42 protein-coding genes are annotated in these 22540 nt (G+C 37.2%); 12 read left to right on the top strand and 30 right to left on the bottom strand.

The window, feature by feature from the left end; all coding sequences use genetic code 11:
* From A9G43_RS11340 to A9G43_RS02570, 17 genes are all read right to left on the bottom strand, one after another.
* On the bottom strand, positions 1–279 hold the full coding sequence (locus A9G43_RS11340) for a phage tail assembly protein T (RefSeq protein WP_081297998.1): 279 nt from the start codon (positions 277–279) through the stop codon (positions 1–3).
* A 14-nt stretch (positions 280–293) separates the two neighbouring features.
* The gene (locus A9G43_RS02645) at positions 294–665 is read right to left on the bottom strand and encodes a phage tail assembly chaperone (RefSeq protein WP_065606399.1); all 372 of its coding nucleotides are present in this window, start codon (positions 663–665) and stop codon (positions 294–296) included.
* The gene (locus A9G43_RS02640; protein ID WP_081297995.1) at positions 665–1186 is read right to left on the bottom strand and encodes a phage tail tube protein; all 522 of its coding nucleotides are present in this window, start codon (positions 1184–1186) and stop codon (positions 665–667) included. Before A9G43_RS02640 ends, A9G43_RS02645 begins: the two co-directional genes overlap by 1 nt.
* Positions 1187–1204: 18 nt before the next feature.
* Positions 1205–1531, bottom strand: a complete 327-nt coding sequence (locus tag A9G43_RS02635; protein WP_065606395.1) for a DUF3168 domain-containing protein — start codon at positions 1529–1531, stop codon at positions 1205–1207.
* Positions 1528–1956, bottom strand: coding sequence for an HK97-gp10 family putative phage morphogenesis protein (locus tag A9G43_RS02630; RefSeq protein ID WP_065606393.1), 429 nt, complete (start codon positions 1954–1956; stop codon positions 1528–1530). Before A9G43_RS02630 ends, A9G43_RS02635 begins: the two co-directional genes overlap by 4 nt.
* On the bottom strand, positions 1922–2272 hold the full coding sequence (locus A9G43_RS02625) for a phage head closure protein (RefSeq protein WP_065606391.1): 351 nt from the start codon (positions 2270–2272) through the stop codon (positions 1922–1924). The genes A9G43_RS02630 and A9G43_RS02625 overlap by 35 nt, the downstream gene beginning before the upstream one ends.
* Positions 2269–2586 (bottom strand): head-tail connector protein, encoded by a 318-nt coding sequence (locus tag A9G43_RS02620; protein WP_065606389.1) that lies wholly within the window; start codon positions 2584–2586, stop codon positions 2269–2271. Before A9G43_RS02620 ends, A9G43_RS02625 begins: the two co-directional genes overlap by 4 nt.
* 48 nt (positions 2587–2634) lie before the next feature.
* Positions 2635–3858 carry a phage major capsid protein gene (locus A9G43_RS02615; RefSeq protein ID WP_065606387.1) on the bottom strand — a complete coding sequence of 408 codons (1224 nt, stop codon included), beginning with the start codon at positions 3856–3858 and terminating at the stop codon, positions 2635–2637.
* Positions 3859–3871: 13 nt separating this feature from the next.
* Positions 3872–4525: an HK97 family phage prohead protease gene (locus A9G43_RS02610; RefSeq protein ID WP_065606385.1), complete on the bottom strand. Its 654-nt coding sequence runs from the start codon at positions 4523–4525 to the stop codon at positions 3872–3874.
* Positions 4503–5717, bottom strand: coding sequence for a phage portal protein (locus A9G43_RS02605; RefSeq protein WP_065606382.1), 1215 nt, complete (start codon positions 5715–5717; stop codon positions 4503–4505). The genes A9G43_RS02610 and A9G43_RS02605 overlap by 23 nt, the downstream gene beginning before the upstream one ends.
* Positions 5717–7234 (bottom strand): terminase large subunit, encoded by a 1518-nt coding sequence (locus A9G43_RS02600; protein WP_065606380.1) that lies wholly within the window; start codon positions 7232–7234, stop codon positions 5717–5719. Before A9G43_RS02600 ends, A9G43_RS02605 begins: the two co-directional genes overlap by 1 nt.
* 8 nt (positions 7235–7242) lie before the next feature.
* The gene (locus tag A9G43_RS02595; protein WP_065606377.1) at positions 7243–7719 is read right to left on the bottom strand and encodes a terminase; all 477 of its coding nucleotides are present in this window, start codon (positions 7717–7719) and stop codon (positions 7243–7245) included.
* A 72-nt stretch (positions 7720–7791) separates the two neighbouring features.
* Positions 7792–8028 (bottom strand): hypothetical protein, encoded by a 237-nt coding sequence (locus tag A9G43_RS02590; protein WP_065606374.1) that lies wholly within the window; start codon positions 8026–8028, stop codon positions 7792–7794.
* Positions 8025–8360 carry an HNH endonuclease signature motif containing protein gene (locus tag A9G43_RS02585; protein WP_065606372.1) on the bottom strand — a complete coding sequence of 112 codons (336 nt, stop codon included), beginning with the start codon at positions 8358–8360 and terminating at the stop codon, positions 8025–8027. Before A9G43_RS02585 ends, A9G43_RS02590 begins: the two co-directional genes overlap by 4 nt.
* Before the next feature lie 10 nt (positions 8361–8370).
* A complete protein-coding gene (locus A9G43_RS02580; RefSeq protein ID WP_065606371.1) occupies positions 8371–8823 on the bottom strand; it encodes a lysis system i-spanin subunit Rz in 453 nt (150 codons plus the stop codon).
* Positions 8816–9196 carry a DUF5675 family protein gene (locus A9G43_RS02575; RefSeq protein WP_065606370.1) on the bottom strand — a complete coding sequence of 127 codons (381 nt, stop codon included), beginning with the start codon at positions 9194–9196 and terminating at the stop codon, positions 8816–8818. Before A9G43_RS02575 ends, A9G43_RS02580 begins: the two co-directional genes overlap by 8 nt.
* Positions 9193–9492 (bottom strand): hypothetical protein, encoded by a 300-nt coding sequence (locus tag A9G43_RS02570; RefSeq protein ID WP_065606368.1) that lies wholly within the window; start codon positions 9490–9492, stop codon positions 9193–9195. The genes A9G43_RS02575 and A9G43_RS02570 overlap by 4 nt, the downstream gene beginning before the upstream one ends.
* 452 nt (positions 9493–9944) lie before the next feature.
* Between A9G43_RS02570 and A9G43_RS02565 the strand changes: the two genes are divergently transcribed.
* Entirely contained in the window at positions 9945–10133 is a 189-nt protein-coding gene (locus A9G43_RS02565) for a ribbon-helix-helix protein, CopG family (RefSeq protein ID WP_065606366.1), read from the top strand.
* A gap of 17 nt (positions 10134–10150) precedes the next feature.
* Here the strand turns inward: A9G43_RS02565 and A9G43_RS02560 are convergent, their stop codons facing one another.
* From A9G43_RS02560 to A9G43_RS11335, 13 genes are all read right to left on the bottom strand, one after another.
* Positions 10151–10831, bottom strand: a complete 681-nt coding sequence (locus tag A9G43_RS02560; RefSeq protein WP_065606364.1) for an endonuclease — start codon at positions 10829–10831, stop codon at positions 10151–10153.
* A gap of 151 nt (positions 10832–10982) precedes the next feature.
* Positions 10983–11339: an antiterminator Q family protein gene (locus A9G43_RS02555; RefSeq protein ID WP_141674002.1), complete on the bottom strand. Its 357-nt coding sequence runs from the start codon at positions 11337–11339 to the stop codon at positions 10983–10985.
* The gene (locus A9G43_RS02550; RefSeq protein ID WP_065606360.1) at positions 11336–11884 is read right to left on the bottom strand and encodes a recombination protein NinG; all 549 of its coding nucleotides are present in this window, start codon (positions 11882–11884) and stop codon (positions 11336–11338) included. Before A9G43_RS02550 ends, A9G43_RS02555 begins: the two co-directional genes overlap by 4 nt.
* Positions 11885–12034: 150 nt before the next feature.
* A complete protein-coding gene (locus A9G43_RS10970) occupies positions 12035–12190 on the bottom strand; it encodes a hypothetical protein (protein WP_176701685.1) in 156 nt (51 codons plus the stop codon).
* 21 nt (positions 12191–12211) lie between these two features.
* Positions 12212–12661 carry a DUF1367 family protein gene (locus A9G43_RS02545; protein WP_065606357.1) on the bottom strand — a complete coding sequence of 150 codons (450 nt, stop codon included), beginning with the start codon at positions 12659–12661 and terminating at the stop codon, positions 12212–12214.
* A gap of 6 nt (positions 12662–12667) precedes the next feature.
* Positions 12668–13012, bottom strand: a complete 345-nt coding sequence (locus A9G43_RS02540) for a hypothetical protein (RefSeq protein WP_065606355.1) — start codon at positions 13010–13012, stop codon at positions 12668–12670.
* Between the two features lie 63 nt (positions 13013–13075).
* Positions 13076–13351 (bottom strand): DUF3310 domain-containing protein, encoded by a 276-nt coding sequence (locus tag A9G43_RS02535; protein ID WP_065606353.1) that lies wholly within the window; start codon positions 13349–13351, stop codon positions 13076–13078.
* Positions 13352–13432: 81 nt separating this feature from the next.
* Positions 13433–13855: a hypothetical protein gene (locus A9G43_RS02530; RefSeq protein ID WP_065606351.1), complete on the bottom strand. Its 423-nt coding sequence runs from the start codon at positions 13853–13855 to the stop codon at positions 13433–13435.
* Complete coding sequence (locus tag A9G43_RS10845; protein ID WP_141674001.1) at positions 13834–14043, bottom strand: hypothetical protein; 210 nt, start codon at positions 14041–14043, stop codon at positions 13834–13836. The genes A9G43_RS02530 and A9G43_RS10845 overlap by 22 nt, the downstream gene beginning before the upstream one ends.
* A complete protein-coding gene (locus A9G43_RS02525; protein ID WP_065606348.1) occupies positions 14024–14716 on the bottom strand; it encodes a replication protein P in 693 nt (230 codons plus the stop codon). The genes A9G43_RS10845 and A9G43_RS02525 overlap by 20 nt, the downstream gene beginning before the upstream one ends.
* Positions 14713–15483, bottom strand: coding sequence for a hypothetical protein (locus A9G43_RS11115; protein WP_218058589.1), 771 nt, complete (start codon positions 15481–15483; stop codon positions 14713–14715). The genes A9G43_RS02525 and A9G43_RS11115 overlap by 4 nt, the downstream gene beginning before the upstream one ends.
* Positions 15483–15758: a hypothetical protein gene (locus A9G43_RS02515; protein WP_065606346.1), complete on the bottom strand. Its 276-nt coding sequence runs from the start codon at positions 15756–15758 to the stop codon at positions 15483–15485. Before A9G43_RS02515 ends, A9G43_RS11115 begins: the two co-directional genes overlap by 1 nt.
* A 2-nt stretch (positions 15759–15760) precedes the next feature.
* Positions 15761–15970, bottom strand: a complete 210-nt coding sequence (locus A9G43_RS11335; protein ID WP_065582603.1) for a helix-turn-helix domain-containing protein — start codon at positions 15968–15970, stop codon at positions 15761–15763.
* A gap of 113 nt (positions 15971–16083) precedes the next feature.
* Here A9G43_RS11335 and A9G43_RS02505 point away from each other — a divergent pair, with 113 nt between their 5' ends.
* The 11 genes from A9G43_RS02505 to A9G43_RS02465 all read left to right on the top strand — a co-directional run bounded on the left by A9G43_RS02505 (position 16084) and on the right by A9G43_RS02465 (position 22483).
* Positions 16084–16728 (top strand): LexA family protein, encoded by a 645-nt coding sequence (locus A9G43_RS02505; protein ID WP_065606344.1) that lies wholly within the window; start codon positions 16084–16086, stop codon positions 16726–16728.
* Between the two features lie 68 nt (positions 16729–16796).
* Positions 16797–17681, top strand: a complete 885-nt coding sequence (locus tag A9G43_RS02500; protein ID WP_065606342.1) for a P63C domain-containing protein — start codon at positions 16797–16799, stop codon at positions 17679–17681.
* A gap of 740 nt (positions 17682–18421) precedes the next feature.
* Positions 18422–18718: a hypothetical protein gene (locus A9G43_RS02495; protein WP_065606340.1), complete on the top strand. Its 297-nt coding sequence runs from the start codon at positions 18422–18424 to the stop codon at positions 18716–18718.
* Positions 18718–19113 carry a hypothetical protein gene (locus tag A9G43_RS02490; RefSeq protein WP_065606338.1) on the top strand — a complete coding sequence of 132 codons (396 nt, stop codon included), beginning with the start codon at positions 18718–18720 and terminating at the stop codon, positions 19111–19113. Before A9G43_RS02495 ends, A9G43_RS02490 begins: the two co-directional genes overlap by 1 nt.
* A gap of 182 nt (positions 19114–19295) precedes the next feature.
* On the top strand, positions 19296–19457 hold the full coding sequence (locus A9G43_RS10965) for a hypothetical protein (protein ID WP_176701684.1): 162 nt from the start codon (positions 19296–19298) through the stop codon (positions 19455–19457).
* Entirely contained in the window at positions 19444–20319 is an 876-nt protein-coding gene (locus tag A9G43_RS02485) for an ATP-binding protein (RefSeq protein WP_065606336.1), read from the top strand. Before A9G43_RS10965 ends, A9G43_RS02485 begins: the two co-directional genes overlap by 14 nt.
* On the top strand, positions 20306–20602 hold the full coding sequence (locus A9G43_RS11110; RefSeq protein WP_218058588.1) for a hypothetical protein: 297 nt from the start codon (positions 20306–20308) through the stop codon (positions 20600–20602). Before A9G43_RS02485 ends, A9G43_RS11110 begins: the two co-directional genes overlap by 14 nt.
* Complete coding sequence (locus A9G43_RS11105) at positions 20578–20985, top strand: ribonuclease H-like domain-containing protein (RefSeq protein WP_218058587.1); 408 nt, start codon at positions 20578–20580, stop codon at positions 20983–20985. Before A9G43_RS11110 ends, A9G43_RS11105 begins: the two co-directional genes overlap by 25 nt.
* 50 nt (positions 20986–21035) lie before the next feature.
* Positions 21036–21605, top strand: coding sequence for an Nmad5 family putative nucleotide modification protein (locus A9G43_RS10645; protein WP_081297994.1), 570 nt, complete (start codon positions 21036–21038; stop codon positions 21603–21605).
* A 124-nt stretch (positions 21606–21729) separates the two neighbouring features.
* Positions 21730–22263 carry a DNA N-6-adenine-methyltransferase gene (locus A9G43_RS02470; protein ID WP_065606334.1) on the top strand — a complete coding sequence of 178 codons (534 nt, stop codon included), beginning with the start codon at positions 21730–21732 and terminating at the stop codon, positions 22261–22263.
* Entirely contained in the window at positions 22256–22483 is a 228-nt protein-coding gene (locus A9G43_RS02465; protein WP_065606332.1) for a hypothetical protein, read from the top strand. The genes A9G43_RS02470 and A9G43_RS02465 overlap by 8 nt, the downstream gene beginning before the upstream one ends.
* Positions 22484–22540: the final 57 nt, after the last annotated feature.

Raw genomic sequence — 22540 nt, 5'->3', positions numbered from 1 at the left:
TTATTTCCCAAGTAAATTTGATAGCGCGTCAAATATGCTGACAGGCTCTTTCTTTTCTTCTTTGAATTTAAGCAAACAGTCGTCAAACTCGACTTTTGCACCTTGTGAGCGATAAATGCTTGAAGATATCTGTGCTGCGTGCCAGTCGTGGCGTTCGTCGCCGATTGGGTTTAATTTGTCGAATGCGACCCAGTAGTAAAATTCTCTTGCTGATAGTGTTTGTTCAAGCTCGGCAAGAGTTTTACCGAGCCTTAATGCTAATTTAAGCTTAAAAAACAGCTCAGGATCGCTTTCTACTTTTTTTCGGCCTCTTTTATCGGCTCGCTTTTCAAGCCAAGTAGATTAAAAGCTTCATTTACTAGTCGAGTGTGAACAGGACCGTAGCTTTTTACTAAATCATCAATATCATTACTGAAAACAAAATCACCGTTATCATCAAGCAAAACCGTTGCAAATAGCGTTGCTTCCGCTTCAATGTTTAACAAATCTTTTTCGCGATCAGTTAGTTTTTCATTATCTGTGATATCTTTGATTGTCTTAATATACCGATTAAAATCGGTGTGCAAAGGCTCACGAATAGTAACCTCCACACCCCACTCGGCGACATGGACCGTTTTTGTGCGAAAGCCTGAGTTTTTTGCTGTAATAATTTGTTTTAAATTCATTATTTTTGTCCTTGATTAACAGACGGAGCATTAAACACAAATTTCCCTTTCACTTTGAATGAGAAAGAACCTGTTACGACACCATTTTTCGCGCCTTTGAACTCGTAGCTAGTTACACGCGCAATCCAGTCGATTGAACTACCGTCTTCATATTTGATCTGGAATGCGTAGTTATCCCCAGTATCGTACGATTTACGTAATACTTGCTGTGCAGCGTTACCAATCACAAAATTAGCATTCATTGAAACCGTTGCCTCTGCAGGCAAGCCGCTGATAGTTTCTTTTGTGATTGATGAAAGTGTCGATACGTCGATTTCCTCACCTTCTGGCGCAGTCATGGAGTAATCGGTTACAGTGCATTCTAGACTAAGCTTTGCTGTTGCTGAGGCGATAAATTTAAGAGATGGATCTTTACTAACAAAAACACCGACATCCCTTGTTTTTGTGTATTCACTTTGTACTTGTTGAACTTCTGGCATATTAATATCTCCAAAAATAAAAAAACCGCAGTTAAGCGGCATAAATGGTTAAATGGGTTATTATTGAATGTAAAATTCTAACGTTGAGCGATAAAGCTCGGTTTCGGTTTCATAGTCTTGGCGACTAGTGATATTGAATGGTTTTAACAGTTTCAGTTTTTCGTATGACTGTTGTTTAATGGTTTCAGCTTCGAGCAGTGTTTTTGCGTAGATATCAACTTGAAAACAATACTCAACGGATGATTGTCCGCCCATAACATCGTCATAAACTTCTGAAACTTTTGTGTAACACATATATGGCGGACTAGTCCCATACGGTGCAACTAGTGGACTAACACGACCGTCGCACAATGTTTTTAGTGTGTTGTTAATTTTAGCTTCTATCATTTTAAGAAAATCTCATCGATATCTTTTAAATACTGTTTAAATGCTGCATCTTCTGCCTTTTTTACATTTGCATCAAAAGCAGGGCGGACAAAAGGACGTGCTGACATTTTTGACGTTCCGTTTTCGATCATCCACCAGTAAAATGGCAAAGTTTTTTTACTTTTACCTTTTTTTGATTTCTTTGTAACTCGAATTTTTTTAAACTTCACGCCAGCAGTTAGCGAACCTCTTGCTGTATCCACAGAAATAGACCGCCTCAATCGTCCAGTTCGAACAGGCGCACTTGCACGAATAGCGTCACGAAAAACCACTGCTCCAGCACGAACCGCTTTTTTTGATACTTTGCGTTGTTCCGACTTTGAAAGCAACTTAAAATCAGCTTCAAGCTCTTTAAATCCCGCTATTGATAACGAGGGTTTCATCATAACGTACACCCTTTTGACATGGTAATTCAAGCCTTGTCCTTTTTACGTCTTCAAGCACCGCTTTAATGTCGTAATAAGTTCCATTACACAGCGCACGCATATCAGCAGTAATATCGTTTCTATACCGAATTAAGATTTTACAATCTGTTTGCACCTGTTCAGCTTGTGAGCTTTGATACTCTTTCCCCGACACGTCCCGAATTTCGGCTCGTACAGTGCACACATCGACCCATTCATTAACTAGTTGTCCCAGTTCGTCTGTACGTTTAATTTGCTTCTGAAAAGTTACTTCGTTGCGTAATCGACCTGCTTTCATATGGGTATAATCCTGTATGGGTTAATCAACATTTGATAAGCTAATGGTAAAACACTCGCATTTCCGTTAATTGTTACCGCTTCTCGATTGTCATACCAGTGTCCGGCAAGCATCAAGATTGCAACTTTGATTGCATCGTTAACAACAATTCCATTTGAATCGCTATCAGGCACGGAATCATTATATAATTTCCGATTTAGATGACTTTCAATTGTTGTTTTTGCGGCATTTGCATATGTGGCCAATAAAGCGTTATCTTCATCATGATCAAGGTTTATATGAGTTTTTAACTCTTCAATTGTGGGCAAAGCCATAAATATACCTCTAAGCCCTTTATTTAATAAAGGGCCTTGTCTTTTCAGTTAAGATTTTGCTGAACGTGATTGAACCGCTGGCATAGTTAACACTTTAATAGCATTGCTATCATTCAACATAGAGCCAACACGTTTGGTTGTATAGAATCCAACAAATGGCTTCTTAGTGTATGGGTCTCGTAACATACGAATACCAATGCGATCAAAGATATAAAAGCCACGCTTGAAGTTACCGAACGCGATTGGTGCTTTGCCTGAGCTGTCGCCGATATCAGGCATTTGCTCATTTTCAGCAACAGCAAAACCCGATAATAGTGATGGTTGGCCAACTTGTAAGCCCGGTTGCCAGATGTAGTTACCATTAGAATCTTTTAGTAAACGAACGGCTAACAATGATTGATTGTTCATCATAAATTTAGCACCTGCACGATAGACTTTACGCAGTGTGTAAGTTAACTTCACAATATCATCAGTTGTTAAATTCGCCGCACCTGCTACAACATTTTGCAATTTACCCCAGTCACGATCTTTATCTGCTTGCGCTGTAGTTTCGTAAGCTAAAAAGCCTTTCGGTTTTTTATTGCCGTCACCGAGTGTAAATGCCTCTTCTTCTTTTTCTGCAAATTCTTGAGAAAGCTCATTCACAATAAAAGATTCAACATTAAAAAAGGCATCATCAAGCATGGTTTGCGTGGCGTACGGATTACCGTAAATTTCCCCCCAAACAGGAGAAATAACACCGAGTTTTGGTGTTCCTGTTTCTGTTCGCTCATCGGTTTCACCAACCCAACCACTAGCAATGCCACCTTTACTGGTTAGCTTTTTCCAATCAGGTGTTCCAACCGTCATTACCGTACATTCTTGACGCATCACAACTTCATCACGCAATGCGGCTAAAATATCAGTATTTAGTTCTTCTGGTACTGCAAAACCACCGTCAGTATCAACGCCAGTTTGCATCGCTTTTCGTTCCAGTTCGGCTAATCCTTGTTCGTCACCTTTGCGGATGAACATGGCAAACGCTTCTTTATGTGCTGAGGCTTGTTTGTTACCGCCTGCAGGGCGTTTGACCTCTTTTAGTTCGTTTTCTAGCACATTTTTTACATTATCTAATTCTGATAATTTGCCATTTAAGGTTTCAACCCTTTCAGCTAATGCACTTTTTTCTTGTGAGATAGCGTCTAATCGCTTGTCATTTGTTGCTTTAAATTGCTCAAATTGATTTTTAATTTCTTGCGCGACCAGTTCAACATCTTTTTGATCTACTGCCATAATATATAATCTCCTAGTTAAAAATAGATTTTAAAATTTTTAATGCGTTTTCTTCGCTATTACTAACATCTCGCTGTTTTAGTGAAGAGTATCCCTCAGACATAAACGCCTTTGCCTGAGTTCTGGAGAGTCCAACGTCGCGCAGCACTCTTTCTATCTCTTTCGGCGGCGGTATATCACCACTTTCGAAAATACTTTTTACGTTATCAATCCTTGCTTCATCATTGGCAGGGAACGTGACAACGGAAACCTCCCAAAGGTCAATATCCTTTAAAATGAATGCAGATTTTTCCTTGTCATAATCATAATCGTTTAATATATAGCCAATTGACAATCCCGATAATGATTTTGCTTTCATATGAGCATGTGCTCGTTTTGCGAGTGGGTCATCGTCAATTAATAACTGCCCCTCAAGGTATAATCCGTTATCGTCCTCAACCATTTTTGTGTAATAGCCGATAGGTTCGTCCATCTTGTGTTGCCAAAGGAGTGCAGGTAAACGTCCTTTTTCTTTCCACTTATTAAGCGAATTAGCAAAAGCACCTTTAATCACAATGTCGGAATAACTATCTTTTACACCGAACACCGAGCCGTAGCCCGTAAACGCACCTGTATCACTGATTGACTTAATTTCAAAGGGTATATCAAGTCTCTTTTTGTTTAGCATTTTTGTTATTATCCTGTGGTTTAGTAGTCATATTCATTGGGGTTAGATAGATGTCTCCACCTTCCCTAGGGTTACGCTCTTCCAAATCTCGGCACTCATTCGGTGACAAAATGCCCCAGTTAATACCTGTGGCGTATGAGTCATAACGTGATTTCATATCGCCACGCAATAACGCTCCAACATTGAATTTGGCATAAAATTGCCCTCGCTTTTCTTTATTAACCAGACCAACATTTATGCGCTGTTCAATACGTGTTAGGTATGGCACTAATGAGTAGTTAACAAAACCCATGCCGAGATTTTCAATATTATTGAATGTCGCCCTATCTGTGTTTTGCACCATGTGCATCGGCACTCGGAATATTCTGCATATTTCCTCTAATTGAAATTTCCTTGTTTCTAGAAATTGGGCATCTTCGGCGGACATACTGATGTTGTTCCACTTTAAACCCATTTCTAGAATCATTGGCTTATGTGCATTTGATAAACCTTGATGACGCTCTTGAAAATTGTCTTTTAATCGTTTGTACGCTTCATCCGTTAATACTTGGTCAGTTTGTAATACGCCGCTTGATACTGCGCCATTACTGAACAGTCTAGATCCGTGCTCTTCCGTTGCTAAGCCTAGCCCTATCGCATGCCGCGCATAACTAATCGGGCTTAGTCCAACCAAAGAATCCATTGAGAATGTGCGCACGTGCCAAATTTCATCTTGCGATAAAACATCACAAGAGCCATCAGGAAATGTGACTTGATAAACAGGTTCCCATTTCTCATTAAGCTTAGGCTGTACACTACCAGGTAAAAGCGGGAGTAACTCGACAACTTCACCAAATACTTTTACTTTGTAAGCATAAAAGTTACCTCGTAAGCAGAGACAACCAATCAAGTATTCCCAAAACTCTTGGGGCGTCATATAGTTGTTTGGTGCAACGTACAAAAGCGAGTACAGTTTTTCTTTAGGTGCTTTCTTGCGCCCGTTATCGGTCGCTTGATATAAAAGACAAGGTAGCATTCCAACTGATTCTGTTAATACCCTCACGCAACCGAACACCGCCGTTAACTGCATAGCTAGGGCAGGGCTAACTCTGCGACCCGCGTAAGTATCTAGTGAAAAGCCGATGTAATCGGATACCTCTTGAGAAGAGGTGCTAGCTTGCGATTTACGTTTAAATAAATTAAAAATTTTCATTATAAGGACCGTATTCCTACGTTTAGGATGTGATCTGATAAATTGTTTTCCAACTCATCTTCTTTATTTGTTACACCAAAAGCCATAGCTAACGCTTGCATTCCGTCTATCCGCCCTGTTGCTTTGTGCTTATCGAACTTCCTATTGTCCGCTTCATCCCTTGTAACAACAGCATTAGCAGCACACATAGTTAATACCGGATGGTTACCGTGTCTGATAGTTCCATTTAAAAGCTCATCTTCTAAAATCGACAAAGCAGGCGTCATATCTTTAAAGCCTTGACCAAACCTAACCAGTGGTGGGTTGACATTAATTCGCTCAAATTCCTTGATTAAAAAATCAATGTGATATCGGTCAAAGGCGATAGCAGAAATGTTATATTCTTGGATGATTTCATCTAGTTCTTTAACTAGATACTCATAATCAATAGATGCCCGTGGCGTTGTTCTTAAGTAACCTTGTTTAGCCCACACATCGTATGGCACTCTGTCCCGTTTTGAACGATCATGTATGCCAACTTCTGTTGCCCAAAAATACGGGTGAACGTTCCAGTGCCCATCACTTGTTTTTGATATAACAACGAATGCGGTTAAGTCATTCTTTTGTGATAAATCAAGTCCAGCAAAGCTAATGATATCTTCTGACGTCGGCTTGGCTGAGCAAGATTCCCAAACATTGCGGGAAACAAAAGGACTAACGACGGATACTCTTTGATTTAAGTTTAAATTTCTGAACTTGTTTTCTTCGCTCGGCATTCGATTAGCGGCATTAGCAAGCCGCTTCAAATCGTCATAGGAACGAAACAGACCAAGGGCTGGGTTTGCTGCTTTCCACGCATCCTCATCCAACACATCAGCATTTTTTTCAGCAGAATACACATGGGAAACAATATGTGGATCGTTAGAGTTTTTTGCATCATCAAGCCACACACTAAATAAATCCGCATCATTAGCCGCTTGTGTGCTAATCGCAATGAGTAATGGTGTTTTATGTGCACCCTGCGATGTTGTAATTGCATCAACAAAATCGCTTCTTGGTCCAACTATTTGCCCTACCTCATCCAAAATAGCAAGAATTGGCGATAGTCCGTGTGCTGTTTTTCCTTCAGCGGCTAACGCTTTATATTCAACGTTGCAAAGTAAACCATAGAGCCTTTTCCCACTTGGTACAACCCTTACAATTCTTTGTAGTTCAGGGTTTAAATTCACAATTTTAACAGCTAAATCAAAGACTATTGCAGCCTGCTCTCGGCTCATTGCTCCACTTACGATTTGCGAATTCTGTACAGCTTCGGGACCAACCAAGTGCGCCAACAACAACCCAGCAATTAAACCAGTCTTACCGTTCTTTCTAGCGATACTAAGATACGCCGAATGCGTACCGTGCGGATTATCATAAATATCTAAAATGAACCTTTTCTGAAAATCAGCTAATTGCATCGGCTCGCCAAGGTGTTCGCCGTCGGGGACTCGGCAATATCGCTCAATAAAGGCTATTACTTTTTCACCTCTCGTCATATTCCACCTTAGTGTATGGGAGTGGCAAGCAAGCCATCATCATGTTTACCCAAATATCTTCTAGCTTCTTGCTCGTTTTTATTATGATTAACTTGATCTCGTGATTCGCCGTTTGTTGCATGAGAGTGTATTTGCAGATTTCTTTTTTGTGCGGCAACTAACCGACCCAAATCAGTAATCTGCTTATCAATTCGCTTTATCTCGTTAGAGTTTCGTTCTTCGCCAATTTTTTTATTCTCCTTAGACAGCTCTTTCCGTAATTCGAGAATTCTTAACTGGTTATTACATAAATCAGCACATTCGATAAGGTCGGTATCTGTCCATAAATCTAGCGATTTAGATTTAATGTTAGCATCCCAAAAAGGGCGAGCTTTAGCCATTAGCCCCGCGTGCTCAGGAGGTTCAATTGTGTTTTTAGCGGCATTATTCATCACCCTGATAACCGCCGCGGTGCTATCTGAGCGTGTTTTCTTTTTTGCAGCCATAATCAATCCTAAAAAAACTAAAAAAATCGGGTTAGCGTTAAAATGAAAGGAGGCGGGTGGTTTTCAAAGCATTTAGCTGGAGGAATTACCTACCCCCTCCCTATTGCTGTTGTTATTCAATTCAATATCAACCGGGTTGCTAACCGCTTTACTATCTAATTTAAAATCAACATGTATAATTGTTAGTTGATTGGGTTTTGTCTCGATACTAACAGCTACTTGATTAGTTAAAAGCTGTCCATCCACTGCAATGCCGTAGCCATAAAATTTACCATTCTTATATAAATGGGCTAATTGAATTTGTTTCATCTTTCTTTACTCCAATGTCCACCATAAGGCATACCGTTCACATCGCATCCTATCTCTACTCCTCTATTCTCAATACGTTGTTTAGTGCTTGAGTGATGTGTGCTACATAAGCCTTGATAGTTTGATGAATCCCAAAATAGCTTTTGGGCTTTCTTTATATTTATTGGGTCTTTCGATATTAATGCTTGTTCTAACTTATGGGGGATAATGTGGTCTACTGCTGTAGCGGGTTCATATCTGCCTTGCTTTAAGCACATAACACAAAACGGGTTACGCTGTAGATAGGTTAATCTGGCTTTACGCCATCTAGTATTGTTATATACGTTTATCATGGTGTTAAATCTAATTACACATAAACTCAGTATTATTCTTTGGTGCAATCTCTTTACAATAGTATTTCTGCCAACCCTCAATCATTACTTTGTTGTACTCGATTGCACTGGTGAGATTGTAATAATCTTGTTGAGAAGTTCTTGCAAGTCGTAAGGCTTTGTTAGCAATATTGCTGGAGGTGGTACTATCTCGTTCGACGGATTCGACTTTGACGCGCAACTCGACAAGACCGTTATCGATATCATTACGTAAAGCATCTGTTTTAGCATACCCATTTTTAATAGCCTCGATAATGTTTGATTCAATTTTTTTAACTTCATTATTATCTTGTATATACTTTTCGTACTTTGCTTCGGCTTTATTCGCTTTTGCAACCGCAGTTTTTTCATCTTGCCAACAGTTATATGCAAAATAACAAGCAAATATCAACGCGCTAATCAATGCTACATTTGTTTTATTCATAGTTTTCTATAACTTCCAACTTAAATGACTTTCCGTTAAGTTCATTCATCAGCAAATTTAATGCTTTTTTGCTTTCAAATAACTGAGTATCGTTATTGCTCATGCCTACCAAAATACAGCCCTGTGTATCTTTGGTCCAATTGCCGGCGTGAATTAAAATGTGTGAGCGATTAGGAACGTCTTTAACTTGATATACTCGACCAAATTTTGGTGAGTTAACAATATCGCATTGATATATAGAAGCTGGAATACATGAAATCTGACGTTGATTATTTAGCCACGGTAGCTCTAAAGTTGACAAAACCGCACCCGACGGCAATTGTATTTTACCAAACGTACCGCGCGCACTTGTTTTTAATCTTGTTAGCTTCATGAGTTCCCTCCTGTTTTATCTTTGAATCTATCAGTAATATTCTTTATCATTTCAGCACCTAGCCAGCTTGCAATGCTTATAGCGCAATACTTTTCTTCATCTATCCAGTGCCTACTCGTAGCTATCCAAGCCATTAGCTGCCCGGCATATAGTGCGACTATCACTTGACAAATGACTACTTTTAGCGTGAATGATTTACCGCTTAAAATATCAAACGCTATTTTTGCAATAGAGCCGACAACAGCAGCTATTAACTGGTATAGCCAATCATAATTATTAGGATCTTTGATTGGCATAATTAATTCTTCTTGTTAGTTAATGATGTGACAGCGTACTAGCTAAATGTTAGTTATGTGTGTGTCTAGCTTTGCTGTCGATTCTGTAGATGTTGACAACATCAATGTCGCCGACATGCATGAAATTTGGACATGAAAAAACCGCAATTAAGCGGCTTCATTTAATAATTTTATTCGGTAATAAATCTATAAAAATTAAAATTATTTAGATAAAAAGTGTTGACTTTTATTATAGGTTAACCTATAATTATAACCATCAAGTGAGGGGCTTGATAAGGTAAACCCCCGACCTAAGACGAGGGCTTAAGGAGAAGAAAAAATGAAATTTTTAATCATATTTCTTCTACTACTTGTAAGTTTTCCGGCTTTTTAAGTAGTATCAAAGGTGGGGCGAAAGCCCTACCGATGTCCTTAAATATATCAATTGACACTTAATAAATCAAGGTGATTTTATGGCAAAATCAATAACAGAAATTCAAGCAAAAAGTGACCAAAAACGAGGAGTTAAAGTAAAAGGCTTCAAACTACACGTTGAAGATATCGCATTAATTGAACAGGCGAGTAAAAGCCTAGATATACCCCAAGCTCAACTTATTGTTGATGCTGTTAAATTCTATCTTGATAATAAAAAAGCCTCTTAATTGAGGCTTATATGTAACTATTTACACTGTTGGGTAATGAATCTATTATCATTACCCTGCACTTTTGCTATATGCGCATTACGCTGACATTCCCAATTTTCAGGTGCATACATTTTATTCCAAGCCATCATTAGCTTCTTTTCTTGATTTGATAAATTGATTTTATATTTATCGGACATATAGAGATATGTGCGTGCTATTACACCTCTAATTTCGTCACGAGGTTGAAATTTTCTTTCTTTGAAATCTACAGCAGTTTTGCACTGTCCGTACTGTGTAAATTCTTTAGTAAACTGCGAATAACGATAATTAGACCTGTCACCGTTTACTTCACCAATAGCAGGTTGCAAGTTGTGCATGTCACCTTCCATTTTATTAAAAGTAACATCTTTTTTACATGCTTTACGTCCACCGTCTCGCCAGCATTGTAGATGACGACCGAAGTTTTCGGCTGGCATGACGTGTTCCCACTCAATACGAGACGCTCTATTTAAATTTTTTCTTGGTTTATAACCGCATTTACTGAAATCAACAACACCTTTTTTACCAACCCATGCGATATCACATCCGCAATAAAACTCGGTTTGCGTTAAATATGATTTGTATAATTTAGTAAGATTATTTTTAGCTGAATTGAAATTTTGTGCTGAATTAGCAAGAACCGGAACAAACAAAAGAGAAATGATAAACTTTTTCATAAAAATCCGTTTTTAGAAGAACGTCCAGAAACAATAATATTTCAAATTAAAAAACTGGACTTAAATTCTATGCGTTGAAAACCGCATTTTGAACCAATTATATATGCGCATTTGCGCAAAGTCCAGCTTTTTATCTGCAATATTTTGCATTTTATGCCACTTTTTTGAAATATTCGTAAATATTTCCTCTTACAAACATCTCAGCTTGATTTAATAAATTAATAATATCGTGTGGGCGCTTTCCAATTGCTTTTGCTTGAGCGTTACATGAAACACCACGCAAATAATATGCAGTTAAAACAATCCACTGCGAATAATTATCATTTTTTAAAATTAACACTGCATTATCAACAATTTCAGCTTCATCTTCGGTCAGATACTGACGATAATCAAAATCCATTGGCGCACCATCAATACCTGCCGATTTTGAGGGGTATTCGGTTCCCATTCTTTTTAATATACGGGTGTTTTTCCACGCTGTTAAAATATCTTTAGTTTCTCTCATCATTCCCCCTTTTTTAATTCTTTTAGCTTTTCTTTATACTCAACTTTAATCTGCTTTATTTGCTCTACCGTGTATTTTTTCGGTTCATGATACCCTTCTAACCATTCAACTTTTTCTACACCTATTTTTTTTACTAAATTGATTCTGTACTCAATGATGTTCCCTGATTTGTGGTTGTTACATGCTGAACACTGTTTATGTACATTAAGCTCACAAAATCGTAACTCTGGACATGCTCCAACGCTTCGATAGTGCCCTGCGTGATATTGCCCCGTGTGATAGCGTCCACAACTAATACACGGCTCGTTTTTGTCTCGCTCTCGAATGAATGCGTTAAATGCTGTTTGCGCGTCTCTTAAATGCTCTGAGCGAGTTTTAATTTTCTCCTTAGCTATTCGTGTTAATTTAATTCTGGTTTGCTCTTGAACTTTGTTATCTTTTGCATACTGAATAGCGCAATCAACCGAACATACTTGAGCGAGCGAGTTAAATAATGCGAACTTTTTACCGCAGTTTTTACATTTTTTCTGTTTTATTTCTCTCTTCATCGTCTGAACTTCGCTTTATTCTTGTAAAATTTGCCGCAAGAGCCTTTTACTTCACCGTCAACATTGATGAGAGGTCTATTGCAGACAAATAAATCTAAATCGACGTTATATAAACATGCTCCGTTACACTCTGGACATTTAAAATCTGTTTTAATTAACTTGTGTTTTCTCGGCATCATTAACTCTATTTAAATTATGCTGATTAATGTATTCTCTGCGCTGTTCTCTAACTATTGCGATTGCTCTCTCTAATTCTTGCTCTTTATCATCGTATAGTTTCAGTTGTTCTTTGTGTTCGTTGTTCATCATGCCACCTTTGATAATTGATTAAAAAAATGCATAAAGCTGATTAATTATGTTTTGGTCTGTGGTTTTACCAAACAGATGCTTTAATGCCGCATTTATTAATGCGCTGTAAACTCTCTCAAACTCGTCTTGCTCCATATTTCCGTAAGCGAGGCTTTGCGCTTCTGTTCGTATATCGCCGTTTAATCTAACTGTTTGCTCGTAATAACCCGCTAAAATAGTTAAATCCTTTCTAAATCTATCGAACTGCGCTGATTCGTTCATATGCTCCAGTCCTGCTTTATCAGCAGACCAGTGTTGAAAACAAAACCCAAAAAAGGCAAAAACCTTACGATGAAAATGTGGGTTACGCCAAAGTTTTATTTCAACCTCACAAGCTTCGCCTGTTTTGTATCGTGTCATTTTGTCAGCTTCGGCGTCTGATGCTGGTACTAGTACACCGCCCGCTTGTTTAATAAAAAAATGCTTCATTGTTTATCACTCCGAATACTCAACTATTAACGTTGATTTGCTCTTCATCTTTTCGTGATAGCGTTTGTATTGCTTTCTAACGTTGAACCAAAATATCAATGCCCAAACTGGAAAAAGAATAGGCGTTGTTAATATTAGAAATGTATATATAGCAAGGCTTAGCAAGTGTGTCGGAAATAAAATCGCTTCTTGATTAAGAATCCAAAAAAACTCACCTTTAATATCGTTTAGCTGTTTAATTCCGAACGATGACGCTTTTAATGATAAACAGCTCATAAAATCAGGATAATATCCGTTCCGCATAGCTTTGAACGGGTTTTCAATAAAATCGCTCAGTGTTGGTTTTGTCACTTAGTTGCCCTCCAAATCACGAATCCCAAAAAAACAAACGAAGCTATTGCTACAATCACTTCATCACTCATCGTCTACTCCCCAGTCAACGCACAAACGCTTTTTATTTTCAAAAATCTTCTCGTACTCATTAGCCTTTGCAATGTCTTGCTCTAACGCATCTTTTTTACCTGCCCTGATTCGATATTTCAGAATGTTACCGAGGCAAAAGCCTTGAAATTGCTCAACTGTCATGCTACGTGCGATGATATCGATTGATTCGATACCGCTAATTATTTGATAGTGTTTCGGATTTTTAATGTTGTCGATCACTGTTTGCTGTTGCGTTAGTTTAGTCATTTCGTCATCCTCCAAATTACAAATGCACAATAAAGCATCATCGCTATCGCTACTATTGCTCCATCACTCATCCCTAAACCCTCACGCACTCAAATTATCGACAAATGAAGCTGTTGTAATTGCATCCAACTGGTTCTTAAGCTCCGCAATTTCTCTTTGAAGAACAATCACTTTTTCGCTATCAACTTCATGTTTTAATTTGTTATAGTATTTTTTAATATAATTTTTTGTTACTTGGTTGTAGTCACCTATCTCTTTCCCTAGTACATGTTTTTTATCAGTGATACAGTTGATAATGCTTCTTTTAATTTTTGGGTTGTGCGCAAGGCTTTCTACAGCACCTAAGAATTCAATTTCTAAACCATTTTTTTTGATAACCGAAAAAGCGCACACCAATTCTTGATAATATTGTTCTCTATCAAAAATAAGCTCTGATAACTCCATATTTAAACCAGTGTTTTTATCGAATACTTTTGCTTCCACTACTTTTTTAACTCTTGCCATTTTTGTATCAACTCCCTCAATTTTGTCTTATCTTCTTCTGAATAATTTTTTACTCGTTCTGCTAACTGCTGTTTAATTTGTACCGTATTAGCTCCACGCTCTCGTATCACTCTCACATAGTCGTACGCTATTTTGTCGAGCATGTGATAACGTCCTTGGGAGCAGTGGTTAACTAACGGCTTTCGCATTATTTTGTCCAATCATGAATTTGCGTTTGATTTCTTGTATTCGATTAAGTGACTGTTCACGCGTTAACGTTACGCCAACTGGTGCGCTACTAATTCGTTTAACTGGCTTTGGCTCTTCGTACCCATCAAGAATTTTTTTTGTCATATCAAGCAACGCGATACGTGCTTGTTCTAACAAATCCTTTTTAGACAGATTGCGCTCTCTCGATTCATACATCAAATCAGTAACCAACCAATAACAGGCGTTATTTGGGAAAGGGTAATCTTCGGCTTCAATAATTCCTCTTTGAGCGCTAAAATCCATTAACATTCTGATTAGCTCATCTGGCGTTGGTAGCCCTATTTGTTCAGATATGCCTTGTTTACACCATGCGATAAATTTACCTGTTGATGGTAAAAAATCGGTATTTTGTGCCCTAGCTACTTTCAACCCCGCTCGTAGATATTCCAGTTTGGTTATTCCGTTTTCCTTGAACGCCTGTAGCCATTGCTGTTTGAATGTTTTCTTTGAGTTTTCATCTTTCAAAACTGCTGATGATGCTGGGAAAACAATGATTAATTGCTCACAAAATAAATTAAAGACATTTGCCACTTCATCAGCTCCCGATGTTTTCTCGTGAACGTGTTGATGTTTAATCATGCCTGTATTGATTAACTCTGCGATATTTTTCATATAACGTTATCCATTTCGTATATCCAGCTCGTATCATCACGCATTGAGCTAGCCAATGATTTATTGCTATTGGTAGTATTACCACGCTGAAAACTACCAGCGTTGTGCAGCCATTCAACCTTGACACTCACCCACCCCCTAGCCATACACTCAGCTAACACGTCATCAGTTGTGTAACCAAGAGATAGACAGGCGTTGATTTGTTTAATTAATAAATTCAATGCCGTTTGTGTCAGTTTTGCCTTTTTGTTTTTTCGATGTTCAACAAAATCATTCCAAACCTGTTCGCTTGGTTGTTGCTGAAAATCAGATAAATTCAAGCCGTTTTTATTTATTTTTTTAATATTACTGATCTTAGTATTATTAATATTAGTATTCTTATATGTCGGATTTATTTCCGAGGTTTCTCGGATTTCGATCCGAGTTTGCTCGGATTTATTTCCGAGGGTCGGATTTATTTCCGAGTTCCATTCTTTGCCTTTTGCTGTTAGTGAAATACAGTCTTTTTCACCATATTTTTTGTAATTGATTAACCCTTTTTCACGTAAAATCTTCAATGCACGATAAACCGTATCAACCTTGTTGTAAGCAAGCGGTATTTCATTGCAAATCATCTGCTTTGATGCCCAATAATAAATTTCACCATCAATAGCAACAGGTTCTGCCCAAGTATGAAGTTGATTAAGCAGATCAAACAACGCCCCTTGTTGCATTGTTAAATCCCACTCAATACATTTGGAGTTATTAATAAAAGACGTTATTCTCATTAACCAATCCTCTTCAACGTGTAGTAATAACAAGCTTTTTTAGTCTTCTCATTGATTTTGTGATATTTGTCTTTCACATAGCCATATTTGAATAATCGCCCTGTTTCCCGAAGTCTTGCGCTAATCGCTGGTGTTGTATCAAACTGGTTAAAACGCTTCTTAATCTCGCGTTGAATATCGTCTAGTGTTCGGTATTTACCGTCACTACAAACAGCTATAACACGCTCTTGTTGTGATTTTGGCTTTAATAGATTTTCATTGTTTAATGTACTCATAATTACCTCGAATTAGTTTGATTACCGTAATACAGCCACTCAACCGAACAATTCAAAGCTTTAGCGATTTCTACGATATTCCTTGGTTTTTCTATGTTTCCAGATTCTAGATCGCTGATTGACTGTTGTTTCATACCAACCAAATCGGCTAAAAAAGATTGACTTATATTTTGCTCAATTCTCTTTTGTTTAACTCGCTCTCCAATTGTCATATTTGCCCTTACTAAATATTAACAGTTATAACTGTATTAAATAACAGTTTATACTGTTTGTCAATTACAGATTTATCTGTATTATTTTTTTTATAACAATGGAGATTTTTAAAATGAATAATCTTGGTCAACGAATCAGAGCACGACGAGAAGAATTGAACTTAACGCAGGAACAAGTAGCTTCACAAGTTGGAATAAAACAACAATCTTATCAAGCAATTGAAAGTGGAGAAGTAAAAAAACCTCGCTATTTATATGAAATATCTGTTGCTCTTAAATGCGATATGGCGTGGCTATTAAGCGGAAAAGAGAAAGAAGTAAAGAATGTAGAACCCATAGCACTAAAAGCTCGCCAAGTGCCTTTAATTAGTTATGTACAAGCAGGAGTTTGGACTGAATCATGCGAATTAAGAGATTCAACAGGATTTGAATATATTATGACATCTTTGGAATTATCAGATAAAGCATTTGCATTACAAATAAAAGGCGACTCAATGGAGCCAGAATTCAAAGAGGGTGATGTTGTCATTATAGATCCAGCCATTAAACCAATTCCTGGTGAATTTGTTGTTGCAATGAACGGCGAATCAGAAGCTACGTTCAAGAAATATCGAGAGTTAGGATATGATGAACATGAAAGAATGCAATTTGAGCTGATTCCGTTAAATCCTGACTATACAACAATGAGTACATTAACCCAGCAAATAAGAATAGTTGGCACAATGGTTGAGCACAGAATATTTAGACGTAAAAGATAATAGTTCAAAATAAAACACGGCTAACCGCTTCGGTGGTCTGGGATTAACTAGAAATAAGGAATATATGAATGGAAAAAAGAAAAATTATTCATGAAGGTGAAATTATTTTAAATGAAACAATAATACCTTGTTATATTCTAGATGATGGAACTAGGGTTTTATCTGGTAATGCAATGCAAAACGCACTAAAGTTACAAGAAGATAATGAAAAAAAATCAGGGACAAGACTGGCCAGATATTTGAATCAAAAAACGCTTAAGCCATTTATTTATCAAGGAAAAAGTCCTGGCCACTATAGCCCAATAGAGTGTTATAAAGGGACTCAAAAAATTAATGGATACGAAGCAACAATATTGGCTGATATTTGTGAAGCATTTCTTGAGGCTAGAAATAATATAAACTTATCTGCCAGACAAAAAATTATTGCAGATCAATGCGAAGTATTGATTAGAGGTTTTGCTAGAGTTGGGATTGTCGCATTAATAGACGAAGCAACTGGATATCAATATGAAAGAGAGAGATTTGAATTACAAAAGATTCTCAACGCTTATGTCTCGGATGAAATATTAAAATGGCAATTAACATTTACTGATGATTTTTATAAAGAAATTTTTAGGTTGTGGAATTTACCATTTATACCTAAATATATTAAAAATAAACCATCTTTTATCGGTAAATTGACCGTCAAATACATATATGATCAAATGCCTAAAGGTGTAATTGAAAAAGTGAAAGATAATATTGGAAAAACAGAAAAAGGAAACTGGAAATACAGATGGCATCAATCTTTAACTTCTGATATTGGTCGAGAGCATTTAAGAAAACAAATCATTGAAGTTACAACACTGATGTCTATTTCTGAATCAAAAGAACAATTTAATTATTTTTTTAAAAAGAAATATAACGAGGAGCCTCAATTACAATTAGAATTTAATGAGTCTCCACCAAAATAAGTTATTAACTAAAACAAAGCCCGCCTAATGCGGGTTTTTTCACGCCTAAAATCCCCCACCACAACTTTAGAACACCTTTCTGATTAAAAAATAATCAAACAAATTAATTACAGTTAAAAATACAGTTTTATCTGTTTACTTATAACAGTTTTAACTGTATTATCATTTCATCAAAACAAATCAACTTAACAAAGTTGAAGCTCTTTAAAAATTCGGAAAGTCGGGACAACTTATAAAGTGTTATTCAAGTAGACAGTGTGAAAGCGAAGCTCATCTTAGAACGAAATGCCTAGCTCCCTCTAAGCTGATGAACGAATAACGCAGAGTAAGGGAGCGCAACACCAGCTGGGGTATGTACCAGTATTCAAATCAAAGCGTATTCATAGAGTGCACTTGAGTTTGAAAATGAGGTGAATAGATGAATAGATTAATGATGATTCTAGCTATATTCGGTGTAATGTTGAGTTTTGCGCTAATTATATTTGGCGTCCACATCCGTAATAACGGTGCTATTCAAAACGGCTTAATGTTTGCATTTTTAAATTTGCTGTTTTGTTATCTGATTAAAAAGCATTGATGCTGATATTTATAATCAGTTTATAACCGACATATGTTATGCACAAGCTAAAGTTGAATATAACAAGAGATTCTGACAGCTCGGAAAGACGAGTACATACTAACATCCTTTCGCCCTCTTTGAGGGCTTTTTTTGACAGATCATTTTAACGAGGAGTAAATCAATGACAAGCAAGAAAATTATTGAACGATTACAAAAACAAAACTGGTTTGTTAAATGTGAAACAGAGCACGAAGTAGCATTAGTGTTAAACGCCTGCGTTGATGCAAAAATTAGCTGGTCGCACGGCGCGTCTGCGTCGTGCTTACCCGACCTGCTTTTACTGAAAAAGCCTTTGTTTATTGAACAAAACACGGAACATGGATGCGGTTTGCGTTGGGATGATCTGGAACCATTTCGCATTGGTAAAAATTGCGAAGACATAACAGATTGGTTTTTCGAAGAATTGAGGAATGAATAATGGAAGAATTAATACCACAAAATGAACATCAAGAGCATATGGTACAGGTTTTATTAGCAAAAATGCAGGGTGTACCAGTTGAATATAAGCGCGGCGCTGATTGGTGCCGAGCAGTCCCTGATTCCGTATCATTGAATACAGAATACCGTATCGCACCTCAATCAACACCTTTACCAATTTCTCGTGAAATGTGGACACTGATTGATAGGACATGGAACTATGCAGCAATAGATGCAAATGGCAGAGTGTTTTTTTTCGAACGTAAACCATACATCGTAGCAACTGATGAATTGTGGAGCAGTAACACAGGAAAATATATAGGGTGCGCATTAGCTATTAATATTGAAGGCATTAACTGGAAATGGTCGCTCACAGAACGACCAGAGGACGTTTAAATGAACACAATACCAACTGATCATGTCGGCTGTAATGTACATGACACAGACCGATTCAGACTAAATTACAAACTAAACAAGGGCGAGCAAATATACGCCCTTTTTTGTACCTACTTTTTGACATTAGGCGGATTGTTTATGCTTATTCGCTGGATGTTAGAAGTAGCGACGGAGTGAAGATAATGACGTGGGAAGAAATATATAGCTCGCTACCCATTCAAGCCAGAATGATTATTGATATAGCAGAAGCGTACAAAGTTGATTTAACAGAATTAGCTAATTTACAAGTTCAAAAACAAGAAAACGACACGCATTTAAATGAGGTTCGATATGGTAGAGATTAGAAAAGCGGTTAGAAAAAAAGCAAAATTAAGATTGGGTATAGCGGCACCCAGTGGCGCAGGTAAAACTTACTCATCATTGCTGTTAGCTTTCGGGTTGGGTCAAAAGGTAGGGTTAATTGACACAGAACAAGGTAGCGGTGATTTATATGCTGATTTGGGCGACTATGACATTATTCAAATTGAAGCCCCCTACACTATTGATAAATATCTACAGGCAATTAAGGCGTTCGAGCAAGCTAATTATGACGTAATTATTATCGATAGTCTTTCTCACGCATGGGCAGGCGATGGCGGTTTATTGGATAAACAAGGGAAAATCGCAGATAGCGGTAAGGGAAATGGCTACACAGCTTGGAGAAGCATCACGCCGGAGCATAATGCGCTTGTTAATACAATGCTAGCAAGTCCGTGTCACATTATCGCAACAATGCGAAGCAAGCAAGAATATGTGCTACAAGTTAACGATAACGGTAAACAAGCCCCCAAAAAAGTTGGCATGGCACCGATTCAGCGTGATGGAATGGAATATGAATTCACTGTCATGTTCGATATTGATATTAATCACAATGCAACATCAACAAAAGATAGAACACGGTTATTTGACGGCAAAATTTTTAAGATTACATCAGAAACTGGCGAGCAATTGCTAGCGTGGTTAAATAACGGTGTTACAAAAGAGCAGGCAGAAGTTAATAATTTCAAAGAAAAGACCTCGAATGTGTCATCTTTGGATGAACTGCAAAAATTATTCGCTATTAGTTTTAATAACTTACGTGGATGCAGCGAGCAAGAAGAAGTTATAGAGCACTACAATCAGTTAAAGATAAAGCTTTCAGAAGGTGAAAATAATGAGACAGTTTAATATTTATTTCGATATAGAAACAATTCCAACCCAGTCTGACAATATAAAAAACTATATTCAAAGTAATTTAACAGCGCCGGCAAATTATAAAAAACCCGATTCGATAAGTGCATGGCTCGAAGAAAACAAAGAACCGGCGTATCGAAAAACCGCATTAAATGGCGGTTTTGGTCAAATTGTCTGTATTGGTTACGCAATCAATGACGGAGATGTGAAGGTAATTCATTTTGATAACTGGGCATCATCTGAAAAAAAATATTGCAATTATTTTTTAATGATTTGATTGAGTGTTATAGACCAAGTTCAGATATTACACCACATTTTATTGGTCACAATATCGAAAACTTTGACCTGCGCTTTATTTATCAACGTGCAATTGTGTTAGGCGTAAAACCACCGGCATTTTTACCGCTCAATAGTAAATCATATAACAATATGTATATATTCGACACAATGACGGAATGGGCAGGTAAACGTAATTACGTGTCTTTGAATGAAATTTGTTTGTCGCTCGGTATACAGCCAAAAGGTGACGAAATAGACGGCTCTAAGGTTTGGGATTTTGTGCGGGATGGAAAATTAAAACAAGTTGCAGACTACTGTGCTGATGATGTTGAAAAAGTTAGAGCAATTTATAAAAGAATAACATTTCAAGATGTTGCTTAATTAATCAAATAACCGTCACTTGGACGGTTTTTTATTAAAAGGAAAGAATTATGACTAGATTAACTAAATCTATCAAAGAGCAAATTTGCAAAAATGCAATTGAACAATCACCAGTAACTAAAGAGCTGAAAACAGTAAATGAAAATTTATCTAAATTAGCTCTTGATGTTTATAACGATAACGTAACATCTGAGCTTCTCAAGGAAGCGGATGAGATAAGAGCTCGTGCGAAAGAGTTGCCATTTTATTATTATTCTGTTTTTCAAATTTGCGACGGAGTGAGATGTAATTTTAACGGGTTACGCGCATATCTAAAATTACCTCCTGAGCGAGTTTTTTATAGATTAGACGAAGGTCCAACATACACCGCCGATCATGAGTTTTCAAAACGATTTTTATCATTACAGAACCAGGTCGAAAACTCAGAAAAACAGATAGAAGATTTACGACAGGAAATTATGGCTATCTTAAATAGTTGTGCAACTCTCAAAAAATTACAAGAGGTATGGCCAGAATCAGTCAACTTTTTAGACGGTATACAAGCAGATGTTATTAAAACTAATTTACCTGCCGTTGTCGTTGAAAATTTAAACAAAAAGCTAGGCATAACAGCAGGCTAAAAATAACGTCTGATATATGCGTTGATAATTTGAAATATACAAGCCGTGTATAACATTGACGGTAGTCACGCCGTTGGCGACAGAGTGACACCCACCCAAATCACTACATCAGAGGGTTTTAAAAATGCCTATTCTAAACAAATCACAAACAGAGAAGCAGAATAAAGATTATTGGCGAACATCAGAGTTATTGATCAATGATGCATTAAAACTGCTGAATATCGGAGTATTCGAAGTTGATGTTTGTTGCTCAAGTGTTGATGTGAAAATTGAAAAAGCTAATTTTTGCATAACTGAGAATCGTGATGCATTGAAATGTAATACATGGTTTTCATTGTACAAGTCGAGTAACACCTCATTTTGTAACCCGCCATTCTCTAAAAAGTGGGATTTTTTTCAAAAGGCAGTTGAGCAGGTTAAAAAATGGAGTAAACAGGTATTGATTGTCTTGCCTTACACGCCAGTGACAAAAGCCTGGCAAGATAATATACACGGTCAAAACTGTATTATTTATGTTCCCGACGGTCGTTATCAGTATTTGTTGCCGAGCGGTGAAAAGTCTGTAAATAGCTGTAATTTTGATACATGCTTGATTCTGCTTGTTCCGTTCAAATGTGGAAATGTAATTGTTAATTATAAGCGAGGTTTAAGTGAGTGAAAAAGTATATGACGTTGATTTACCACCTCCTAAATTCGGAATGTTTGACCCAGTTTTTTATGACGGTATGAAAACAGAAATCGCAAATAATGATATTTATTATGCATATGATGAATCTGGCGTTATGTGCCCGTGGTATCACATCCCCGTTTTTATAGACGGGTTTATTAGCATTCAACTAGTACCAGAAACAGATTTAACGGAGGTGGGTAATGATTAATTGGCGTGATGCTAGCAAAGAATTACCAGAAAACCTTGTTGATTGCATCGTAATTAC

The sequence above is a fragment of the Gilliamella sp. Occ3-1 genome (assembly GCF_001690655.1).
Classification (GTDB): domain Bacteria; phylum Pseudomonadota; class Gammaproteobacteria; order Enterobacterales; family Orbaceae; genus Gilliamella; species Gilliamella apicola_P.
Note: the sequence above shows the minus strand (reverse complement) of the source record. Positions and strands in the feature narration are given on the sequence as shown.

Coding starts and splice junctions, on each gene's coding strand:
- A9G43_RS10970 (WP_176701685.1), bottom strand. CDS start 12,190: ATGAACAACGAACACAAAGAACAACTGAAACTATACGATGATAAAGAG.
- A9G43_RS02580 (WP_065606371.1), bottom strand. CDS start 8,823: ATGAATAAAACAAATGTAGCATTGATTAGCGCGTTGATATTTGCTTGT.
- A9G43_RS02555 (WP_141674002.1), bottom strand. CDS start 11,339: ATGATGAGAGAAACTAAAGATATTTTAACAGCGTGGAAAAACACCCGT.
- A9G43_RS02610 (WP_065606385.1), bottom strand. CDS start 4,525: ATGCTAAACAAAAAGAGACTTGATATACCCTTTGAAATTAAGTCAATC.
- A9G43_RS02500 (WP_065606342.1), top strand. CDS start 16,797: ATGGAAAAAAGAAAAATTATTCATGAAGGTGAAATTATTTTAAATGAA.
- A9G43_RS02585 (WP_065606372.1), bottom strand. CDS start 8,360: ATGATAAACGTATATAACAATACTAGATGGCGTAAAGCCAGATTAACC.
- A9G43_RS02635 (WP_065606395.1), bottom strand. CDS start 1,531: ATGATAGAAGCTAAAATTAACAACACACTAAAAACATTGTGCGACGGT.
- A9G43_RS02485 (WP_065606336.1), top strand. CDS start 19,444: ATGGTAGAGATTAGAAAAGCGGTTAGAAAAAAAGCAAAATTAAGATTG.
- A9G43_RS02525 (WP_065606348.1), bottom strand. CDS start 14,716: ATGAAAAATATCGCAGAGTTAATCAATACAGGCATGATTAAACATCAA.
- A9G43_RS02620 (WP_065606389.1), bottom strand. CDS start 2,586: ATGGCTTTGCCCACAATTGAAGAGTTAAAAACTCATATAAACCTTGAT.
- A9G43_RS10845 (WP_141674001.1), bottom strand. CDS start 14,043: ATGCGAAAGCCGTTAGTTAACCACTGCTCCCAAGGACGTTATCACATG.
- A9G43_RS02590 (WP_065606374.1), bottom strand. CDS start 8,028: ATGAAACAAATTCAATTAGCCCATTTATATAAGAATGGTAAATTTTAT.
- A9G43_RS02535 (WP_065606353.1), bottom strand. CDS start 13,351: ATGACTAAACTAACGCAACAGCAAACAGTGATCGACAACATTAAAAAT.
- A9G43_RS02505 (WP_065606344.1), top strand. CDS start 16,084: ATGAATAATCTTGGTCAACGAATCAGAGCACGACGAGAAGAATTGAAC.
- A9G43_RS11115 (WP_218058589.1), bottom strand. CDS start 15,483: ATGAGAATAACGTCTTTTATTAATAACTCCAAATGTATTGAGTGGGAT.
- A9G43_RS02645 (WP_065606399.1), bottom strand. CDS start 665: ATGAATTTAAAACAAATTATTACAGCAAAAAACTCAGGCTTTCGCACA.
- A9G43_RS02575 (WP_065606370.1), bottom strand. CDS start 9,196: ATGAAGCTAACAAGATTAAAAACAAGTGCGCGCGGTACGTTTGGTAAA.
- A9G43_RS02560 (WP_065606364.1), bottom strand. CDS start 10,831: ATGAAAAAGTTTATCATTTCTCTTTTGTTTGTTCCGGTTCTTGCTAAT.
- A9G43_RS02565 (WP_065606366.1), top strand. CDS start 9,945: ATGGCAAAATCAATAACAGAAATTCAAGCAAAAAGTGACCAAAAACGA.
- A9G43_RS02600 (WP_065606380.1), bottom strand. CDS start 7,234: ATGACGAGAGGTGAAAAAGTAATAGCCTTTATTGAGCGATATTGCCGA.
- A9G43_RS11335 (WP_065582603.1), bottom strand. CDS start 15,970: ATGACAATTGGAGAGCGAGTTAAACAAAAGAGAATTGAGCAAAATATA.
- A9G43_RS02605 (WP_065606382.1), bottom strand. CDS start 5,717: ATGAAAATTTTTAATTTATTTAAACGTAAATCGCAAGCTAGCACCTCT.
- A9G43_RS02470 (WP_065606334.1), top strand. CDS start 21,730: ATGCCTATTCTAAACAAATCACAAACAGAGAAGCAGAATAAAGATTAT.
- A9G43_RS10645 (WP_081297994.1), top strand. CDS start 21,036: ATGACTAGATTAACTAAATCTATCAAAGAGCAAATTTGCAAAAATGCA.
- A9G43_RS02615 (WP_065606387.1), bottom strand. CDS start 3,858: ATGGCAGTAGATCAAAAAGATGTTGAACTGGTCGCGCAAGAAATTAAA.
- A9G43_RS02545 (WP_065606357.1), bottom strand. CDS start 12,661: ATGAAGCATTTTTTTATTAAACAAGCGGGCGGTGTACTAGTACCAGCA.
- A9G43_RS02595 (WP_065606377.1), bottom strand. CDS start 7,719: ATGGCTGCAAAAAAGAAAACACGCTCAGATAGCACCGCGGCGGTTATC.
- A9G43_RS02495 (WP_065606340.1), top strand. CDS start 18,422: ATGACAAGCAAGAAAATTATTGAACGATTACAAAAACAAAACTGGTTT.
- A9G43_RS02570 (WP_065606368.1), bottom strand. CDS start 9,492: ATGCCAATCAAAGATCCTAATAATTATGATTGGCTATACCAGTTAATA.
- A9G43_RS02550 (WP_065606360.1), bottom strand. CDS start 11,884: ATGAAGAGAGAAATAAAACAGAAAAAATGTAAAAACTGCGGTAAAAAG.
- A9G43_RS11110 (WP_218058588.1), top strand. CDS start 20,306: ATGAGACAGTTTAATATTTATTTCGATATAGAAACAATTCCAACCCAG.
- A9G43_RS02530 (WP_065606351.1), bottom strand. CDS start 13,855: ATGGCAAGAGTTAAAAAAGTAGTGGAAGCAAAAGTATTCGATAAAAAC.
- A9G43_RS02630 (WP_065606393.1), bottom strand. CDS start 1,956: ATGATGAAACCCTCGTTATCAATAGCGGGATTTAAAGAGCTTGAAGCT.
- A9G43_RS02515 (WP_065606346.1), bottom strand. CDS start 15,758: ATGAGTACATTAAACAATGAAAATCTATTAAAGCCAAAATCACAACAA.
- A9G43_RS02490 (WP_065606338.1), top strand. CDS start 18,718: ATGGAAGAATTAATACCACAAAATGAACATCAAGAGCATATGGTACAG.
- A9G43_RS10965 (WP_176701684.1), top strand. CDS start 19,296: ATGACGTGGGAAGAAATATATAGCTCGCTACCCATTCAAGCCAGAATG.
- A9G43_RS02640 (WP_081297995.1), bottom strand. CDS start 1,186: ATGCCGCTTAACTGCGGTTTTTTTATTTTTGGAGATATTAATATGCCA.
- A9G43_RS02625 (WP_065606391.1), bottom strand. CDS start 2,272: ATGAAAGCAGGTCGATTACGCAACGAAGTAACTTTTCAGAAGCAAATT.